We start from the raw sequence: 17,942 nt of genomic DNA, 5'->3' as shown, positions 1-17,942 counted from the left end.
CAGCCAGGCTGCGGACACACCGCGGCCTCGGGCGGCGTGCCTCAACGAAATACGCTCACGGCATCGACAAGACGCGTGGCCTGTTGCTTGAGGCTCTCCGATGCCGCCGTGCTCTCTTCGACGAGCGCCGCGTTCTGCTGCGTAATGCGGTCCAGTTCGCCCACCGCCGCGTCCACTTGCGTCACGCCGCTGCTCTGCTCTTCGGTAGCCGCGCGAATTTCGGCGATGAGGTCCGACACGCGTTTGACCTGCGCGACGATCTCGTCCATCGTCGTGCCCGCGTCGTCCACGAGCCGCGCGCCCGACGCCACGCGCTCCACGCTCGCGCCGATCAGGTCTTTGATCTCGCGCGCCGCGTTCGCGCTGCGCTGCGCGAGCCCGCGCACCTCGCCCGCCACCACCGCGAAGCCGCGCCCCTGCTCACCGGCGCGCGCCGCCTCCACCGCGGCGTTGAGCGCAAGGATGTTGGTCTGGAACGCGATGCCGTCGATCACGCCGATGATGTCCGCAATGCGCCGCGAACTCTCGGTGATCTCGTTCATGGTGTGCACGACTTCGGATACTGCACGTCCGCCCTTCGCGGCCGTGCTGCTCGCCGAACCCGACAGCGTGTTGGCCTGCAGCGCCGTTTCGGCATTGCTCTTCACGGTGGACGTCATCTGCGCCATCGATGCCGCGGTCTGCTGCACGCTGAAGGCCGCTTGCTCGGTGCGCTTGCTCAGATCGGTGTTGCCCTGCGCGATCTCGTCGCTCGCGCGCTGCACGTTGATGACCTGCTCGCTCACGTCGCCGATGAGCCAGCGGAACATGAGGCCGAGCTGGCTGATGGTGCGCAGCGTCATGCCGATTTCGTCGACCCGGTCCATGTGAACCACGTTCTGGCTTTCGCCCGTGGCCACGCGCAGCGCCTGGGCGAGCACCTGCTCGAGCGGCCGCGAGATCTGCGATTCGAGCCACCACGTGGCCATGAACGAAGCGAGCGCCATCAGCGCCGCAAAGCCGCCCAGCGCGCCGCCCGTCAAGCCGAGTTGCCACGCCGCCGCGACCATCGCCGGCAGCATGACGAGCAGCGCGGACCGGATGCGCCAGCGCACAGGCATTGTCTTCAGCAGCGAAGTCCAGCCCATCAGGCCGCGGCGCACGATCAGCCCCTTGTGAAAGCGCTGGTTGCCGGCCTTGCCCTCGCGGAAGTCACGATAGAGCGACTCCGCCGCGGCGATTTCCTCGCGCGTCGCCTTGGTTCGTACGGACATATAGCCCGCGGCCTGTCCGTTGCGCACCACCGGTATCGCATTGGCCCGCACCCAGTAATGGTCGCCGTTCTTGCGACGGTTCTTCACGAGCGCCGTCCACGGTTCGCCGCCCTTCAGCGTGGCCCACATGTCGGCGAACGCTTCTTGCGGCATGTCGGGGTGGCGCACGATGTTGTGTGGCTGGCCCTGAATTTCTTCCTCGGAAAATCCGCTGACCTGAATGAACGCCGCGTTGGCGTAGGTGATGTAGCTCTGCGTGTCCGTGGTGGACATCAGCGTGGCGTTGTCGGGAAATTCAAATTCGTGCTGCGTGACAGGCTGATTGTTTCGCATGACGCCCCCTGAAGCGAATTACGTGTTCGCTATTTATCGTCAGCCAGTGAGCATTCCTGAAGTGCAGACGTGTCGCGATGCAGACAGATTTCACCGTGGCGCGGCGCGCGCCACGGTGTCTTCACACGTCAGCGCGAGCTGAACAGGGCTTGCATTCTTGCCCCGCAGGAAGAGCCCGCGCTTGTGGGGCGAGGCTCTCGCCATGCACATCGCATCATGATGCGCAGCGTGGATCGCTTCGTGTCGCCGCACGTGCCGTCGCACGGTCCGCCGTTGCGCCGCTGTGAAGCGGGTAAAAAGATTCGGAGCGCGCAAAGCGCCAGCCCGGCGTTCATCCGACACCCTTCGCCTGGGCCTTACGTCTGCTGAAACTTATGTCTGCTGAAACACCACTCGCCACGCCATCGCCCGACACCTCTGCCTCGATGTCTGCCTCGATGAGCCAGACGATCGAACGGCTCACCGAACGCCTTGCCGAGCACTACATCGCGCCGGCACAGACGTCCACGCTCGATCTGATCGTGAGCGACCACGAGCACGCGCCCTGGCGCTTCGTGATGGGCACCGCCGTGCAATTGGTTGCGCTGTACGAAGGCAGTCTGCAGCCGCCCGCCATGTGCACGCTGACGTTGTCGCGCGCGCTGATCGAACACGTGCTGGCGCACCCCACGTCGTTCGATCTGCGCAGCGCGCAAAGTCTCACCATGGGCGGCGCGCGCATCACGGGAGCGAGCCGGATTACGGCGTACTGGATTCAATTGCTCAAGCGGCCCGATGCCACGCAGCGCGCCGCGCTCGCACGAGCCCGTGCACACGCGCCGGAGTCGATACAGACGGTGCCGCGCCTCTCTCTACACGACGGCGCCTCGCGTGAGCTGCTCGGGCACGTGGTGAGCGCGCTGCAATCGAGCACGCCGCTGCATCTCGCCGGCGTGCTCGACTGGCCCGAGACGCAATGGACCGCCGCCGACTGGCACGCGCGTGAAGGCGAGACGGTACTGCCCATCGTCTCGGGAGAAGGCCGTCACGTGTGCGTGAGCGCGCTGATCGACGCGTTTTCGGCCACCGCAGCATCGAACACCACTTCGTACACCGAAGGCTGCCTGCTGCCGCCCGACTGGGAAGCACGCTTCGCAATGCCGCTCGTGCCCCGCGACGCACTCGGCCCCGGGCAGCTGTGGGCCGGCCGGCGCTGCGCGCAAGCGGTCACGCGCCTGCATTGCGATCTCGGCAACTCGTTTCTCGCGCAGGTGCTGGGACGCAAGCGCGTGCGGCTCTATGGTCCGAGCCAGGAACGCGCGCTCTACGCGCTCGATGCGTTCAACAGCTACCGCCCCTGCGCCGTGGACGTCGACGCGCCCGACTTCGAGCGGCACCCGCGCTTTGCCGAGGCACAGGGTGTCGACGTGCTACTGGCGCCGGGCGATCTGCTGATCGTGCCGACGGGCTGGTTTCACTGCGTATGGGCGGTGGACGACGTGCTTTCGGTGAGCCGCGTATTGAGCGACGACAGGATCACGCGACTGCGGTCCCTCGTGTGATGGCGGAAGCGCCGTGAAAAGCTGCGGGGGGGGGGCGAAACGGAAAGCCGGATAAAAACCGGCAGGAGCGGCTCACAGCAGGAGGAGAAACCGGTCATCCACCGCTTCACGACCGGCCTGAAACAGAAACAGCGGCCGCCTAGCGCCGCCGCATCAGAAACACGAAGGTCTTGTCTTCCACCGAGCTTTCCACGATCTCGTTGCCCGTCTGCTTCGCGAAGGCGGCGAAGTCGCGTTGCGAGCCCGGATCGGTGGCGAGCACCTTCAGAATCTGCCCGCTTTGCATGTCGGCCAGCGCCTTCTTGGCGCGCAGGATGGGCAGCGGACAGTTGAGTCCGCGCGCATCCACTTCCTTGTGAACCTGAGTTTGCATCGGTGTTCGACCTTCGGGAGAGGCGCGCCAGCGGCGCGCTCGTAGAAGGCCGGATTTTACCGCAGCCGCTCTCGCAACGCTGCGCACCGCTGCGCAGGCTGCCGCAGCCACATGCCGTCGTGCGCCGGGACACAAAGCGTGCGCGCGATGCATCACGCCCAACTCCGCCCCGACTTCCCACCTCACGCCTGCAACGTCACCGCCTCGCCGGTTTCGAGCGAACGGCGCAGCGCGCTGCCGATGCGCGTTGCCTCCAGCGCGTCCGCGAGCGTGGCGCCCGCCTGCTCGCCGTTCGTCACGGCGGCGACGAACGCCTGCGCCTCGCACAGGAACGCCTCTTCGAAGCGGTCGACGAAGGTCGGCGTGCATTCGTTGCGAATGCCGGTACCGTCGTAAATCTCCACGCGATTCGCGCGAGGATTGCGCCCCACCGTGAGCGCGCCCGCCGGGCCGATCACCTCCGACGACGTATCGTTGCCGTGCGCCATGGTGCGCGACGCGTAGAACACCGCAAGCTGCCCGCCTTCGAATTCGCAGATGGCCACGCCGTTATCCACATCGCCTGCTGCGCGCAGTCCCTCGTGCAGCGCGATCGTGCCGCTCGCGTAGACGCGTTTGGCGCGCGGAAAGCCGAGCAGCCAGCGCGCCACGTCGATGTCGTGCACGGTGCAGTCCAGAAAGATGCCGCCCGAGGTGGGCGCGAAACGCACGAAGAAGCCTTCGGGGTCGTTCTGGTCGCAGGTCTGCGAGCGCACGAGGAACGGGCGGCCAATCGCGCCCGCCTGCACCTTGCCGAACGCGTCGCGATAGCTCGGATCGAAACGGCGCATGAAGCCGATGGTCACCTTGAGATGCGGATAGCGCGCGGCCACGCCGAGCACGCGTTCGCATTCGGCCACGTCGAGCGAAAGCGGCTTCTCGCAGAACACGTGCTTGCCCGCATGCAACGCATCGACGATCTGCTGCGCGTGCAGCGAAGACGGCGTGACGAGCCACACGGCGTCTACAGCGTCGTCGGCAAGCAACGCCGCGTAGTCGTCGTAGACGCGCGTGGCGGCAAAACGCTCGCGCGCCCACGCGCATTCCTCGGCGAGCGGACTGCACGCCGCAGCGAGCGCCGCGCCCGGCACGCGGAACGCGAGATTTTCGGCATGGCGCCGCCCGAGCCGCCCGAGCCCCACCACGCCAATGCGCAGCGGACCTGAAGCGGTGATGTTGGCTGTTGTCGCCATCAGTCGTGTCTCCTCGATCCTCTCTGTGAACGAACGCGCCTCAGCCCATCTGCACGATGCGACCTTCGCGCCACGACTGCGTGGCGGCCTCGGCCAGTTCGAGCGCCTTCAGACCGTCTGCCACCGTGGTGCGCACCGGCTTGCCTTCGGTCACCGCGGCGAAGAAATGCGCGATTTCGTCGGCATAGGCTGCCCGATAGCGTTCGAGGAAGAAGGCCTCCGGCACGTCGATGGCGACGGCACGCTTCGACCATGCCACCACCTCCGTGGGCCGCACGTTGCCCGCCTGGAGCATGCCCTCGCTGCCCAGCACTTCGAAGCGCTGGTCGTAGCCGTACGCGGCACGCCGCGCGGTGTTGATCTGGCAAAGCCGCCCGCGCTTCGTGCGGATCGTGACCGCGGTCGAATCGATGTCGCCGGCCTCGGCAATCGCGGGGTCCGTAAGACAGCTGCCCGTGGCATGCACGGTGGCGGCTTCGTCGTCCAGAATCCAGCGGAAGATGTCGAAGTCGTGGATCAGCATGTCCTTGAAGATGCCGCCCGAGTGCTTGATGTACTCCACGGGCGGCGCGCCCGGATCGCGGCTCGTCACGACGAGCATTTCCGGCGTGCCGATTTCGCCTGCATCGATGCGCGCCTTCACAGCGGCAAACGTCGGATCGAAGCGCCGCTGAAACCCGATCATGCAGACCACGCCTGCACGCGCCACCGCGTCCGCGCATTCGCGCGCACGTTCGATCGCGAGGTCCACGGGCTTCTCGCAGAACACATGCTTCTTCGCCGCCGCGGATTTCAGGATGAGGTCCGCATGCGTGTCCGTGCTCGAACAGATCACGGTGGCCGCAATCAACGCATCGCCCATCGCGCCGTCCACGTCGGCCACCTGCGCGCCGTGCTGCGCCGCGAGCGCGGCGGCCGCCTCGCGGTTCACGTCCACCACGTACTTGAGCCGCACACCCGGCTGACGCGCGAGATTGGCCGCGTGAATGCGTCCGATGCGGCCTGCGCCGAACACCGCGACGTCGAGCGTCTTGCCGCCTGCTGTTTCAGTCATCGTATCCTCCAGTGTCTTTCGATTCTTCTACGTTCAATTCGAGCTTGTACGCGAGCGCGATGAAGAGCGCCTGGCACAGGCAGATCGTGCTGGTCAGTGAGCGGAAGGCGAACGCGCTGCCCTCCTTCACGTACAGTTGCGCGCTCGCGTAACGCGCGAGCGGCGAAAGCTGGCTATCGGTAATCACGAGCGTCTTCGCCTGGTGATGCTGGGCCACGCGCAGGCAGTACTGCGTTTCCTTGCCGTAGGGCGCAAAGCTGATGGCGATCACCACGTCGCCCTTGCGCACGCTGCGAATCTGTTCGCGGTACATGCCGCCGAAGCCCGACACCAGATGCACGCGCTTGGGCGTGTGCTGCAGTGCGTAGACGATGTAGCTCGCCACCGGGAACGAGCGGCGCACGCCCACCACATAGATGTTTTCGGCCTGCTGGAGCATTTTCACGGCGGCGTCGAACTGCGCGTTGTCGAGACCCGCTTCGAGTTCGTCCAGACCGCTGCGGCACGCGCTGATGAACTCGCGCGCCACCGACCCGCCCGACACCCGCCCCGGCTTCTCGTCGATCAGCTTGCGAATGCGCTGCTGATAGCTCGTCGCTGAAACGCCCTGGTTCGTATAGGCCTGGCGGAACACGGCCTGCAGATCGGAAAAACCCGAGAAGCCGAAGCGCTGCGCGAAGCGCACCACGGCCGAGGGATGCACGCCGCAGCTCGCCGCGATGTCGCTCGTGCGATCCACCATCACGCTCGCGCGATGCTGCTCGATGTAAGTCGCCACGCTCTTCAACTGCCGCGGCAGCGACTCGTAGTTTTCCGCGATGCGCTGCATCAGTTCCTCGACGCTCGGCAGCGCTTCGGTGCTCTCTTCGCTCATGGTTCTACCCGTTTCCATTGGTGCAGCGCCGCAGCGTACGGCGCCTCGTCGTTGGGGGCGATTATAGGCACGCCACCTCATGAATGGAACAGATTTTCCATTTTTATTTGCAATGAAATTTCCGTTGCACCACGCCGCGAGATGACCTAATCTTGTTCGTGAGCGATGGCCCCGGCGCGCTTGCCATGCATTCACAGTGGGCCGGCACGCTCGCTCATTCCCTAAAAACGAAAGATCGAGATAGGTGGAGACAATGACACATCGCAAGGGCAAGGCAACGCTCAGGATGCTGGCTGCCGCATTGACGCTGGCGGCCGGCCTCGCCACCACGCTGGGCACGGCGTCCACCGCTTACGCGGCCGACGCGCACTTCGTTCTGATCAGCCACGCGCCGGATTCGGACTCGTGGTGGAACACCATCAAAAACGCCATCAAGCAGGCCGACGAAGACTTCAACGTAGAGACCGACTACCGCAATCCGCCCAACGGCGACATCGCCGACATGGCGCGCCTCATCGAGCAGGCCGCAGCGCGCAACTACGACGGCGTGATCACCACCATCGCCGACTACGACGTGCTCAAGAGTTCCATCTCGAAGGTCACGGAAAAGAAGATTCCGCTCGTCACGATCAACTCGGGCACCGAAGAGCAGAGCGCAAGACTGGGCGCCATCATGCACATCGGCCAGCCCGAATACGTGGCGGGCAAGGCCGCCGGCGAGAAGGCCAAGGCCGCGGGCGTGAAGAGCTTCCTGTGCGTGAACCACTTCGCGACCAACGCCGTGTCGTTCGAACGCTGCCGCGGCTTTGCCGATGCGCTCGGCGTGGACTACAAGACCTCCACCATCGACTCCGGCCAGGACCCGACCGAAATTCAGTCGAAGGTGAGCGCCTATCTGCGCAACCATCCGAACACGGGCGCCGTGCTCACGCTCGGCCCGGTGCCGGCTGCCGCCACGCTCAAGGCGCTCCAGCAGATGGGTCTGGCGGGCAAGGTGTTCTTCTGCACGTTCGACTTCTCCGACGACATCGCCAAGGCCATTCAGGCCGGCACGATCCAGTTCGCCATCGACCAGCAGCCGTATCTGCAGGGCTATCTGCCGGTCGCCGTGCTCGCCATCGCGAAGAAGGAACACACCACCGACCCGGCCGCCATCCGCAAGGCGCTGCAGGCCAATCCGAAGTTCCAGGCGCGCCTGCAGACGTACGGGCTGGAGCCGTCGTATGGGCCGAAGAACATCCGTTCGGGCCCAGGCTTCATCACGAAGGCCAACCTCGACAAGGTCATCAAGTACGCGGGCCAATACCGCTGATGGCGCGCGGCTGACTCGTTGTTGATTCGTGGTTGTTTCGTTCTGGTTGTTGATTCGTTCTGTCAGTCACCGGTTTCGCCATCCGCACGCGCGCCTGCCCGGCGCAGGGCGTGCGGCATGGCGGCCGGGCTTCAAGGAGACATCATGGGCGTAGCCGGCAAACCTTATCCCTCGCACGTCGACGAGAGCCCCGCCAATAACGGCGCGGGGCGCAACGCGACCGCGGCGGACGAGCGCGTGCGCAAGGAGTCGTGGTTCGGCCATCTCATGGGCCGCCCCGAGTTCGCGGCCATTTCGGGCACCGTGCTCGTGTTCGCCGTATTCGCCATCGGCGCGGGCAGCTCGGGCATGTTCAACCTCGACGGCGTGATGAACTGGTCGCAGGTGTCCGCGTATCTCGGCATTCTGGCCGTGGGCGCGTGCCTGCTGATGATCGCGGGCGAGTTCGATCTTTCCATCGGTTCCATGATCGGCTTCGCGGGCATGATGGTCGCGCTGCCCACCATGTATTTCCACTGGCCGATCTGGCTCGCCATCGCGTTCGCGTTCGCCGCTTCCATGGCGCTCGGCGCGCTGAACGGCTATCTCGTGATGCGCACGCGCCTGCCCTCGTTCATCGTCACGCTCGCGTTCCTGTTCATCCTGCGCGGCCTGACTCTCGCGCTCTCGATCATGTTCGCGGACCGCACCATCGTTTCGGGCGTGGGCGACGTCGCGAAGGCCGACCCGCTCACCAACCTGCTCTTTCACGGCGTCGCGTTCAAGGGGCTCTTCACGGCGCTCGCGCACATGGGCGTCGGCTCGCTGCTCGACAACGGGCAGCCGCTCGTGCCCGGCATTCCGAAAGTGATTCTCTGGTGGTTCGCACTCGCCGCCGTGGGCGCGTTCGTGCTCGCGAAGACGCGCTACGGCAACTGGGTTCTCGCCGTGGGCGGCGACGCGAATGCCGCGAAGAACGTCGGCGTGCCGGTGCGGCGCGTGAAGATTTCGCTCTTCGTGCTCACGGCGTTCTGCTCGTGCCTCTTTGCCGTGCTGCAGGTGTGCGACATCGGCTCGGCCGCCGCCGACCGCGGCATCCAGAAGGAATTCGAAGCCATCATCGCGGCAGTGATCGGCGGCACGCTGCTCACGGGCGGCTACGGATCGGTGATCGGCGCATGCTTCGGCGCGCTGATCTTCGGCGTGGTGCAGATCGGCATCACCTACACCAACGTGAGCTCCGACTGGTTCCGCGTGTTCCTTGGCGTCATGCTGCTGATGGCCGTGCTATTCAACCACTATGTGCGCCGCCGCGTCGCGCAGTCGTAACGGGAGGACGATCATGGCAGACACGACTATGGCGCAAGCCACCACGCCGGGCGACAGCAGCGGCGACACCATCCTCGCGCTCGAAAACGTCAGCAAGTATTTCGGCAAGGTGATTGCGCTCAACGGCGTCACGCTGCGCTTAAAGCGCGGCGAGGTGCATTGCCTGCTGGGCGACAACGGCGCGGGCAAGTCCACGCTCATCAAGACGCTTGCGGGCGTGCACGCACCCAGCGCCGGCGAATACCTCGTGGACGGCAAGCCCGTGCACTTCGAGTCGCCGAAAGAAGCACTGGACCTCGGCATCGCCACGGTCTACCAGGACCTCGCGCTGGTGCCGCTGCTCTCTGTTGCGCGCAACTTCTTCATGGGACGCGAGCCGCAGAAGAAACTCTTCGGCCTCGTCAACGTAATGGACCTGGAGACGAGCGCCGCCACCGCGCGCGAAAAGCTCGCTGAAATGGGCATCATCGTGCGCGACCCGCATCAGCCTATCGGCACGATGTCGGGCGGCGAGCGTCAATGCCTCGCGATTGCACGCGCCATTCACTTCGGCGCGCGCGTGCTGATTCTCGACGAGCCCACCGCCGCGCTCGGCGTGAAGCAGAGCTTCAACGTGCTCAAGCTCATTCACAAGGCACGCGCGAAAGGCATCTCGGTCATCTTCATCACGCACAACGTGCACCACGCCTACCCCATCGGCGATTCGTTCACGCTGCTCAACCGCGGCCGTTCGATGGGCACCTTCACGAAAGACACCATCACGAAGGACGAAGTGCTCGACATGATGGCGGGCGGCGCCGAGATGCAGAAGATGATCGCCGAACTCGACGGCGCCACGATCTGAATCGCACGTCGATTCACGCTCGATACAAGCTCGATCCACGCCTGAACCACGCTCGATTTACGAACACCAGGACTTACTCATGGCACTCACCGGCAACTCCAGCGCCCACGGCCCGAGCCGCTTCGCGCCCGGCCGCAGCCGCGACGTCATCTGTCTCGGCCGCCTCGCCGTCGACCTGTACGCGCAGCAGGTCGGCGCGCGGCTGGAAGACGTGACGAGCTTCGCGAAGTACCTCGGCGGCTCGTCGGCGAACATCGCGTTCGGCTGCGCGCGGCTCGGCCTGCGCTCGGCCATGCTCACGCGCGTGGGCAACGACCACATGGGCCGCTTTCTCACCGAAACGCTCGACAAGGAAGGCTGCGACACGAGCCACGTGCGCGTCGATGCCGACCGCCTCACGGCCCTCGTGCTGCTCGGCCTCAAAGATCGCGACACGTTTCCGCTCATCTTCTATCGCGAGAACTGCGCGGACATGGCCGTAGACGAACACGACTTCGACGAGGCGTTCATCGCGTCGTCGAAAGCGCTGCTCATCACAGGCACGCACTTCTCCACCGAGCAGGTGAACCGCGCGAGCCGCCGCGCGCTCGACTACGCGCGCCGCAACCAGGTGCGCACGGTTCTCGACATCGACTATCGGCCCGTGCTGTGGGGCCTCACGGGCAAGGCCGACGGCGAGACGCGCTTCGTCGCGAACGAAGGCGTGACGGCGCACCTGCAACGCATCCTGCCGCTCTTCGATCTCGTGATCGGCACCGAAGAGGAATTCCGCATTGCGGGCGGCAAGAGCGAACTCGTGGATGCGCTCGCGATGGTGCGCGCGGTGACGCCGGCCACGCTCGTCGTGAAGCGCGGGCCGCTCGGCTGCCAGGTGATCGACGGCAAGGTGCCCGCCTCGCTCGACAACGTGCCGTTGCAGAGCGGTGTCGAAGTGGACGTGCTCAACGTGCTGGGCGCGGGCGACGCGTTCGCGTCCGGCTTCCTCTCGGGCTGGCTGCGCGACCAACCGCTCGACGCATGCGCGAAAGCCGCGAATGCATGCGGCGCGCTCGTCGTGTCGCGCCACGGCTGCGCGCCCGCCATGCCCACGCCCGCGGAACTCGACTACTTTCTCTCGGCCGCAGCCGCCGACCCCGTGCGCATGCGCCGTCCCGACCGCGATACGACGCTTGCGCGACTGCATCGCGTTACGCCGCCGCGTACACGCCATGACGAAGTGCTCGGCTTCGCGTTCGACCATCGCAACCAGTTCTTCGACCTCGCGCAGCAAACGGGCGCGGACGAATCGCGCATCGCGACGCTGAAGGGCCTCTTCGTGGAAGCGGTCGCGCAGACCGAAAGCGCGCTGGGGCTTGCGGGCCGCATCGGCGTGCTGATCGACGACCGCTACGGCCAGGATGCGCTCAATGCCGCGACCGGACGCGGCTGGTGGGTGGGTCGCCCCGTCGAGTTGCCGGGCTCGGTGCCGCTCGTGTTCGACCATGGCCGCTCCATCGGCACCACGCTCGCGAGTTGGCCCATCGGGCACACGGTGAAGTGCCTCGTGCAGTTTCATCCCGACGAGCCCATCGAACAGCGGCTCGAACAGGAAGCGCAATTGCGCGCGCTTTACGACGCAACGCAGGCCAGCGGCCATGAACTGCTGCTCGAAGTGATTCCGCCCAAGCACGCCGGACTGCCGCTCGCGCCGGATACGGTTTATCGCGCACTGAAGCGGCTCTATAACGTGGGCATCTATCCCGAGTGGTGGAAGCTGGAACCGATGGACGCCGCGCAGTGGCGCGCCATCGACGCGCTCGTTGCCGAACGCGATCCGTACTGTCGCGGCGTGGTGCTGCTGGGTCTCTCGGCACCCGTCGAGCAACTCACGCAGGACTTCCGCGCGGCGGCCGCCTCGGCCACCTGCCGCGGCTTCACGGTGGGGCGCACCATCTTTCACGAACCGAGCCACGCGTGGCTCGCAGGCACCATCGGCGACGACGAACTCATTGCGCGCGTGCGCCGCACGTTCGAAACGCTGATCGCGGCGTGGCGCACGGCGCGCGACGCAGCCGGCGCAGGCGCAGGCACGGGCACGGGCACCGCTGGCCACGCGGGCACGGTACACGAGGAGAAAGCCGCATGAACGAACGCGTTGCACATTCCTCGCAGGAGGCGCCGGTCAAAGCCGGTGCTGCAGGGACGCCGGCAGTAGCCGGCTCAGTGGGAACGCCTGCAGGCGCCGGCTCAGCGCAAACGCCGGCCGCACAGCCACAAACCGGCACGGTCCGCTTGACCGCGGCCCAGGCGCTCGTGCGCTATCTCGCGGCCCAGCGTGTGGCTACCGAAGACGGCAGCGGCCGCACCGAGCCGCTCTTCGGCGGCGTGTTCGCAATCTTCGGTCACGGCAACGTGGCGGGCATGGGCGAGGCGCTCTATCAGCATCGTCACGAACTGCCCACCTTCCGCGCCCATAACGAGCAGGCCATGGCGCACAGCGCGATCGCCTACGCGAAGGCGCACATGCGCCGCCGCATGATGGCCGTGACGACGTCGATCGGCCCAGGCGCCACGAATCTCGTGACCGCTGCCGCGCTCGCGCACGTGAACCGGTTGCCGGTACTGCTCCTGCCAGGCGACATCTTCGTGTCGCGCGCGCCAGACCCGGTGTTGCAGCAAGTCGAAGACTTCCACGACGGCGGCATTTCCGCGAACGACGCGTTCAAGCCCGTCTCGCGCTACTTCGACCGCATCATGCATCCCGCGCAGTTGCTCACCGCGTTGCCGCGCGCGCTGCGCGTGCTCACGGACGCCGCGCTGTGCGGGCCCGTCACGCTCGCGCTGCCGCAGGACGTTCAGGCCGCCGCCTACGACTACCCCGTCGATTTCTTCATGCCGCGGCTGGTGACGTTCCACGCGCCCTCGCCGGTCGAAAGCGAGATCGACGCGGTGCTCGGCACGCTGCGCGCCGCGCAACGGCCGATGATCGTGGCCGGCGGCGGCGTGCTCTACAGCGGCGCCGCCGAAGCGCTGCGCGCGTTTGCGCACGCACACGGCATCCCGGTGGCCGAAACGCAGGCGGGCAAGAGCGCGCTTGCATGGGACGATCCGCTCAATGCGGGGGCGCTCGGTGTGACCGGTTCGCCCGCCGCGAATGCGCTCGCCCGCGACGCCGACTGCGTGCTCGCCGTGGGCACGCGGCTGCAGGACTTCACGACGGGATCGAACTCGCTCTTCACGCAGGCGCAAGTCATCGGCATCAACGCCAATGCGTTCGACGGGCTCAAGCACGGCGCGCTCGTCGTAGAGGCCGATGCGAAGCGCGCGCTCGAGACGCTCGATGCACGGCTTGCCGGCTGGCGCGCGACGGCTGACTGGAGCGAGCACGCGAGATCGCTTGCCGCGCAATGGCGCGACACCGTGAGCCGTCTCACGAACACGCCCCAGCGCGAGGGCACGCTGCCCTACGATGCGGACGTGATCGGCGCCGTCCAACGCTCGGCGGCGAACTCGCCCGGGGACGACATCGTGGTCTGCGCCGCCGGCACGCTGCCCGCCGAACTCCACAAGCTGTGGCGCGCAGGCCGGCCAGGCGCGTATCACGTCGAATACGGCTACTCGTGCATGGGCTACGAGATCGCGGGCGGTCTCGGCGCGAAGCTCGCCCACCCGAAACGGGAAGTCATCGTGATGGTGGGCGACGGCAGCTACCTCATGATGAACAGCGAACTCGCGACTTCCGTCATGCTGGGCGCAAAGCTGATCGTCGTCGTGCTCGACAACCGCGGCTACGGCTGCATCAACCGCCTTCAGCAGGCCTGCGGCGGCGCGCCCTTCAACAACCTCTTCGACGACTGCGTGCAAGGCCCGGCCGGCGCGCCGCAGATCGACTTCGCGGCCCATGCGCGCGCGCTCGGCACGCACGCGGAGCACGTGGCGAACGTCGGTGAGCTCGAGGCCGCAATGCAACGCGCGCGTGCCGCGGACCGCACCTACGTGATCGTGATCGACACCGACCCGGCCCGCACCACGGACGACGGCGGCTGGTGGTGGGAAGTGGCGGTGCCCGAAGTCTCGCAGCGCGGCGCCGTGCGCGAGGCGCGCGCGAAGTACGAAGCGCAGATCGCCGCGCGCGACCGCCACGACGGCACCACGTGACGCCATTGAGAAAAGGAACGCTCCATGAATTCGTTTGAAGTGCGCATCGGCATCAATCCGCTCTCGTGGATGAACGACGACCTGCCCTCGCTCGGCGGCGAAACGCCGCTCGAAGTCGCCCTCACCGAAGGGCGGCGCATCGGCTACGAAGGGTTCGAACTCGGCAACAAGTTTCCGCGCGAACCGCAGGCATTGAAGACGCTGCTCGCGCAGTACGACCTCGCGCTCGTCTCGGGCTGGTATTCGGGGCAGCTTGCGCGGCGCAGCGTGGAAGAGGAAATCGCCGCGGTGGGCCCGCACCTGGACCTGCTCGCGAAGAACGGCGCCACGGCGATGGTGTACGGCGAAGTGGCCGACACCATCCAGGGCGCGCCGAAGCCGCTCTATCAGCGGCCACGCTTTTTCTCGGCGGCGCAGTGGGACGCCTACGCGGAACGTCTCGACGCCTTCGCGCGCTATACGCTCTCGCACGGCGTGCGCGTCGCTTATCACCATCACATGGGCGCTTACGTTGAAACGCCCGCCGACGTCGACAACCTCATGGCGCGCACGAGCGACGCCGTGGGCCTGCTGTTCGACACGGGGCACATCACGTTCGCGGGCGGCGACCCCATTGCCGTGCTGGACAAATACATCGACCGCGTCTGTCACGTGCACTGCAAGGACGTGCGTCCCGCTGTCGTCAAACTTGCGCGCAACCGCAACTGGAGCTTCCTCGACGCCGTGCTGGCCGGCGCCTTCACCGTGCCCGGCGACGGTGCCGTCGATTTCGCGAGCGTGATCGATCGGCTCAAGCGCCACGGTTATCGCGGCTGGCTCGTGGTGGAAGCGGAACAGGATCCCGTGGTGGCGCCCTCGTACGCCTATGCGGAGAAAGGCTATCGCACGCTGCGCACGCTCGTGGACGCGCCGCTCGATGCAACGAAGGAGGCCGCATGACCCTGCTGGTGAAGGCCGAGCGCGAAGGCCAGACAATCGCGCGCGTCACACCCGAATCGGCGGACTGGCGCTACGTGGGTTTCGCCGCCTACCGGCTCGGCGAAAACGACGTGGTGCACATGTTCGAAAGCGCGCGGGAAAGCTGCATCGTGGTGCTCTGCGGTGTGGTGGACATCGAGGCCGGCGACACGAAGTGGCTGAACCTGGGTTCGCGCGACAGCGTGTTCGAGGACAAGTCGCCCTATGCCGTGTACCTGCCGCCCAACGTGCGCGCCGTGGTGCGCGGCGTGCGCAATGCCGAGATCGGCGTGGCGAGCGCGCCCGCGAAGGGCACCCTGCCGCCGCGGCTCATCGAGCCCGCGCAGATGAAACGCTCGACGCGCGGCAAGGGGCTCAACACGCGTTACGTCTGCGACATCCTCCCGCAAACCGAGCCGGCCGAATCGCTGCTCGTGGTGGAAGTGCGCACGCCCTCGGGCCATGCGTCGAGCTACCCGCCGCACAAGCACGACACGGATGACATCCCGGTGGAAAGCTCGCTCGAAGAGACTTACTACCACCGCCTGAATCCGCCGCAAGGCTTCGCCTTCCAGCGCGTGTACACGGATTCGCGCGACATCGACGAATCCATGGCGGTGGAGGATCACGACGTCGTGATGGTGCCGCGCGGCTATCACCCGGTGGTGGTGCCCTACGGCTACGACTCGTACTACCTCAACGTGATGGCGGGCCCGCAGCGCGTGTGGCACTTCAAGAACGATCCCGCGCACGAGTGGATCATCGAGCGGGATGCGCGCGGCGGCTGAACGCGCGAGAAGCCTGCCCGACGCCCGGATGAGGACCAGGGAAGCGGCGGCAACGCAGCTTAATGTCTCACTGAAATGACATTAAGCGGTTTTTTCCGCCTAATGTTCCCTATACAGGACAATACTTGCACCCACGTAATGTTCCGTATACGATGCGTTAACTCGCATTTCGACGTTAACGTACCGAATACAGAACATGAACCTCGCTGAATTGGGTGAAGCCTTCCGCCATGCGCGCATGGCCGCCAACCTCACGCAACAACAGGTGGCCGACCTGAGCGGCGTGGCGCGCGGCCGCATCAGCATGTTCGAGACGGGAACGCTGCCCGAAATTGGCGCCGTCAAGTTGCTGAGCCTCTTCGACGCGGTGGGACTGGAACTGATCGCCCGCCCGCCAGGCCACCAGCGCACGCTCGACGACGTGCTGATGGAGGCGGCCGAGACCTACGATGCGCCGCCCCGCCAGCGCGTGCGTGCCCGCGCCGCGCGGCCCCCGAAAGCCACGGAGGGCAAACCGTGAGCGACGCGACCCTCGACGTGTATGTGAACAGCCGGCACGTGGGCACGCTCACCGAAGAGGTCGGCCAGTACGTCTTCACCTACCTGCCCGATGTTCCGCCGGCAAGCCTCGTCTCGCTGCTCATGCCCGTGCGTGCGGCGTCGTACGGCTGGAAGACGCTGCATCCCTTCTTCCAGATGAATTTGCCGGAAGGCTTCCAGAAGAACCTGATGATCCGCCGTCTCGGCCCGCACGCCGACGTCAGCGATTTCGGTCTGCTGGCGCTCACCGGCGCGAACACGATCGGGCGCGTCCGGCTGGTTCCACGCGGCGCCACGCCGGAACAGGCGGCCAGCAAGGCGGATATGGCGGCGCTGCTGGCGTCGGCCGACTCGCGCGACAACCTCTTGCAGTTGCTCGAAGGCGGAGTTGCGGAAGGCGTCTCCGGGGTCATGCCGAAGGCGCTCGTTCGGCCCGACCACCTCGACAGCAAGGCCACGGTCTGGACCGACGAGTTCATCCTGAAGACGGGATTCGAAGACCTGCCGGGACTCGCCATCAACGAATACCTGTGCCTCGACGTGGCGCGCGAAGCGGGTCTCGAGGTACCCGAGGCGCGTCTGTCCGACGACGGGCAGGTGCTCGCCGTGCGCCGCTTCGACCGCAACGCGGATGGCGGGATGCTCGCGGTGGAGGACTACTGCGCCCTCAAACCCAACGACGCCGTCAACAAGTACAAGGGGTCGCTGGAGGACCTCGCCAAGCTGACGCACACCTACGTGCCGCGCGCTGCGCTCAAGGACAACGCCCGGCGCCTCTACACGCTGATCCTGCTGAACTACGCGATTCACAACGCGGATGCGCACCTGAAGAATTTCGCGCTCGTCTACACGAATCTCGACGACGTTCGGCTTGCGCCCGTCTACGACGTGCTGAGCGGCACCGTCTACCCGAGGTACGCCACGCAGCTGCCTGCGCTCACGTTGCAGGGCAAACGGGTGTGGGCCTCGGGCAGCATGCTCGCCACGTACGGCGGCGCCAGGCTGGGGCTCAGCAGGGCCGACATGGACGAAGCGCGCGAGCGGATCACGGGCGCCGTGCACAAGGTGGCCCCCAGGGTGGAGGCCTATGCGAAGAGCCACCCCGCGTTTCGCGAGGTGGCGAAGGGCATGCTGGACACGTGGGCCGCCGGGCTCGAGGACATCTTGCCCAACGCGAAGCCGGGCAAGACCGCCCCGGCGCCGCTGCGCGCACAGATGGGCATGTCCCGGCCCGACACGACGGCACGACGCAAGGAGGCGAATCCTTATGCCAACGCCGACGGTCCTTTCAGCTACAAATCGCGATAAGTCCGCGACAGGTCCGCGACGGGGCCGCAATCAATCCGCAATCAATCCGCGATCAGCCGCTCGATGCCGGACCGGCCACCCGATCCAG

15 protein-coding genes are annotated in these 17,942 nt (G+C 66.3%); 10 read left to right on the top strand and 5 right to left on the bottom strand.

Features of this window, described 5'->3' with window-relative positions; genetic code table 11:
• Positions 1 to 41: 41 nt before the first annotated feature.
• Entirely contained in the window at positions 42 to 1,586 is a 1,545-nt protein-coding gene (locus P2869_RS05350) for a PAS domain-containing methyl-accepting chemotaxis protein (protein WP_017777738.1), read from the bottom strand.
• A 437-nt stretch (positions 1,587 to 2,023) separates the two neighbouring features.
• Here P2869_RS05350 and P2869_RS05345 point away from each other — a divergent pair, with 437 nt between their 5' ends.
• Entirely contained in the window at positions 2,024 to 3,127 is a 1,104-nt protein-coding gene (locus tag P2869_RS05345; RefSeq protein WP_277597670.1) for a cupin-like domain-containing protein, read from the top strand.
• Between the two features lie 139 nt (positions 3,128 to 3,266).
• Here P2869_RS05345 and P2869_RS05340 read toward each other — a convergent pair whose 3' ends face one another.
• The 4 genes from P2869_RS05340 to P2869_RS05325 all read right to left on the bottom strand — a co-directional run bounded on the left by P2869_RS05340 (position 3,267) and on the right by P2869_RS05325 (position 6,660).
• Positions 3,267 to 3,500, bottom strand: coding sequence for a sulfurtransferase TusA family protein (locus P2869_RS05340; protein WP_017777736.1), 234 nt, complete (start codon positions 3,498 to 3,500; stop codon positions 3,267 to 3,269).
• 182 nt (positions 3,501 to 3,682) lie between these two features.
• Positions 3,683 to 4,732: a Gfo/Idh/MocA family oxidoreductase gene (locus P2869_RS05335; RefSeq protein WP_277597669.1), complete on the bottom strand. Its 1,050-nt coding sequence runs from the start codon at positions 4,730 to 4,732 to the stop codon at positions 3,683 to 3,685.
• Between the two features lie 40 nt (positions 4,733 to 4,772).
• Entirely contained in the window at positions 4,773 to 5,786 is a 1,014-nt protein-coding gene (gene iolG / locus P2869_RS05330) for an inositol 2-dehydrogenase (protein WP_277597668.1), read from the bottom strand.
• A complete protein-coding gene (locus P2869_RS05325; RefSeq protein WP_017777733.1) occupies positions 5,779 to 6,660 on the bottom strand; it encodes a MurR/RpiR family transcriptional regulator in 882 nt (293 codons plus the stop codon). Before P2869_RS05325 ends, iolG begins: the two co-directional genes overlap by 8 nt.
• A gap of 253 nt (positions 6,661 to 6,913) precedes the next feature.
• On the opposite strand from P2869_RS05325, the gene P2869_RS05320 reads away from it, so the two are divergent.
• The 9 genes from P2869_RS05320 (at position 6,914) to P2869_RS05280 (ending at position 17,854) form a co-directional block, all read left to right on the top strand.
• The gene (locus P2869_RS05320) at positions 6,914 to 7,972 is read left to right on the top strand and encodes a sugar ABC transporter substrate-binding protein (protein ID WP_277597667.1); all 1,059 of its coding nucleotides are present in this window, start codon (positions 6,914 to 6,916) and stop codon (positions 7,970 to 7,972) included.
• A 144-nt stretch (positions 7,973 to 8,116) separates the two neighbouring features.
• Complete coding sequence (locus tag P2869_RS05315; RefSeq protein WP_017777731.1) at positions 8,117 to 9,280, top strand: ABC transporter permease; 1,164 nt, start codon at positions 8,117 to 8,119, stop codon at positions 9,278 to 9,280.
• A 13-nt stretch (positions 9,281 to 9,293) separates the two neighbouring features.
• The gene (locus P2869_RS05310; protein ID WP_233411822.1) at positions 9,294 to 10,124 is read left to right on the top strand and encodes an ATP-binding cassette domain-containing protein; all 831 of its coding nucleotides are present in this window, start codon (positions 9,294 to 9,296) and stop codon (positions 10,122 to 10,124) included.
• A 79-nt stretch (positions 10,125 to 10,203) separates the two neighbouring features.
• The gene (iolC, locus tag P2869_RS05305; protein ID WP_277597666.1) at positions 10,204 to 12,249 is read left to right on the top strand and encodes a 5-dehydro-2-deoxygluconokinase; all 2,046 of its coding nucleotides are present in this window, start codon (positions 10,204 to 10,206) and stop codon (positions 12,247 to 12,249) included.
• On the top strand, positions 12,246 to 14,261 hold the full coding sequence (gene iolD, locus P2869_RS05300; RefSeq protein ID WP_277597665.1) for a 3D-(3,5/4)-trihydroxycyclohexane-1,2-dione acylhydrolase (decyclizing): 2,016 nt from the start codon (positions 12,246 to 12,248) through the stop codon (positions 14,259 to 14,261). Before iolC ends, iolD begins: the two co-directional genes overlap by 4 nt.
• Positions 14,262 to 14,285: 24 nt before the next feature.
• On the top strand, positions 14,286 to 15,200 hold the full coding sequence (gene iolE, locus P2869_RS05295) for a myo-inosose-2 dehydratase (RefSeq protein WP_277597664.1): 915 nt from the start codon (positions 14,286 to 14,288) through the stop codon (positions 15,198 to 15,200).
• Positions 15,197 to 16,006: a 5-deoxy-glucuronate isomerase gene (iolB, locus tag P2869_RS05290; RefSeq protein WP_277597663.1), complete on the top strand. Its 810-nt coding sequence runs from the start codon at positions 15,197 to 15,199 to the stop codon at positions 16,004 to 16,006. The genes iolE and iolB overlap by 4 nt, the downstream gene beginning before the upstream one ends.
• 196 nt (positions 16,007 to 16,202) lie before the next feature.
• Positions 16,203 to 16,526 (top strand): helix-turn-helix transcriptional regulator, encoded by a 324-nt coding sequence (locus tag P2869_RS05285; protein WP_126878889.1) that lies wholly within the window; start codon positions 16,203 to 16,205, stop codon positions 16,524 to 16,526.
• On the top strand, positions 16,523 to 17,854 hold the full coding sequence (locus P2869_RS05280) for a type II toxin-antitoxin system HipA family toxin (protein ID WP_277597662.1): 1,332 nt from the start codon (positions 16,523 to 16,525) through the stop codon (positions 17,852 to 17,854). Before P2869_RS05285 ends, P2869_RS05280 begins: the two co-directional genes overlap by 4 nt.
• The last annotated feature ends 88 nt before the right edge of the window (positions 17,855 to 17,942 follow it).

It is taken from the genome of Paraburkholderia sp. SUR17, from assembly GCF_029536165.1.
Lineage (GTDB): Bacteria > Pseudomonadota > Gammaproteobacteria > Burkholderiales > Burkholderiaceae > Paraburkholderia > Paraburkholderia kururiensis.
Note: the sequence above shows the minus strand (reverse complement) of the source record. Positions and strands in the feature narration are given on the sequence as shown.

Bases quoted from the DNA above. Each gene is read 5' to 3' on its own strand.
- P2869_RS05350 (WP_017777738.1), bottom strand. From the start codon at position 1,586: ATGCGAAACAATCAGCCTGTCACGCAGCACGAATTTGAATTTCCCGAC.
- P2869_RS05345 (WP_277597670.1), top strand. From the start codon at position 2,024: ATGAGCCAGACGATCGAACGGCTCACCGAACGCCTTGCCGAGCACTAC.
- P2869_RS05340 (WP_017777736.1), bottom strand. From the start codon at position 3,500: ATGCAAACTCAGGTTCACAAGGAAGTGGATGCGCGCGGACTCAACTGT.
- P2869_RS05335 (WP_277597669.1), bottom strand. From the start codon at position 4,732: ATGGCGACAACAGCCAACATCACCGCTTCAGGTCCGCTGCGCATTGGC.
- iolG (WP_277597668.1), bottom strand. From the start codon at position 5,786: ATGACTGAAACAGCAGGCGGCAAGACGCTCGACGTCGCGGTGTTCGGC.
- P2869_RS05325 (WP_017777733.1), bottom strand. From the start codon at position 6,660: ATGAGCGAAGAGAGCACCGAAGCGCTGCCGAGCGTCGAGGAACTGATG.
- P2869_RS05320 (WP_277597667.1), top strand. From the start codon at position 6,914: ATGACACATCGCAAGGGCAAGGCAACGCTCAGGATGCTGGCTGCCGCA.
- P2869_RS05315 (WP_017777731.1), top strand. From the start codon at position 8,117: ATGGGCGTAGCCGGCAAACCTTATCCCTCGCACGTCGACGAGAGCCCC.
- P2869_RS05310 (WP_233411822.1), top strand. From the start codon at position 9,294: ATGGCAGACACGACTATGGCGCAAGCCACCACGCCGGGCGACAGCAGC.
- iolC (WP_277597666.1), top strand. From the start codon at position 10,204: ATGGCACTCACCGGCAACTCCAGCGCCCACGGCCCGAGCCGCTTCGCG.
- iolD (WP_277597665.1), top strand. From the start codon at position 12,246: ATGAACGAACGCGTTGCACATTCCTCGCAGGAGGCGCCGGTCAAAGCC.
- iolE (WP_277597664.1), top strand. From the start codon at position 14,286: ATGAATTCGTTTGAAGTGCGCATCGGCATCAATCCGCTCTCGTGGATG.
- iolB (WP_277597663.1), top strand. From the start codon at position 15,197: ATGACCCTGCTGGTGAAGGCCGAGCGCGAAGGCCAGACAATCGCGCGC.
- P2869_RS05285 (WP_126878889.1), top strand. From the start codon at position 16,203: ATGAACCTCGCTGAATTGGGTGAAGCCTTCCGCCATGCGCGCATGGCC.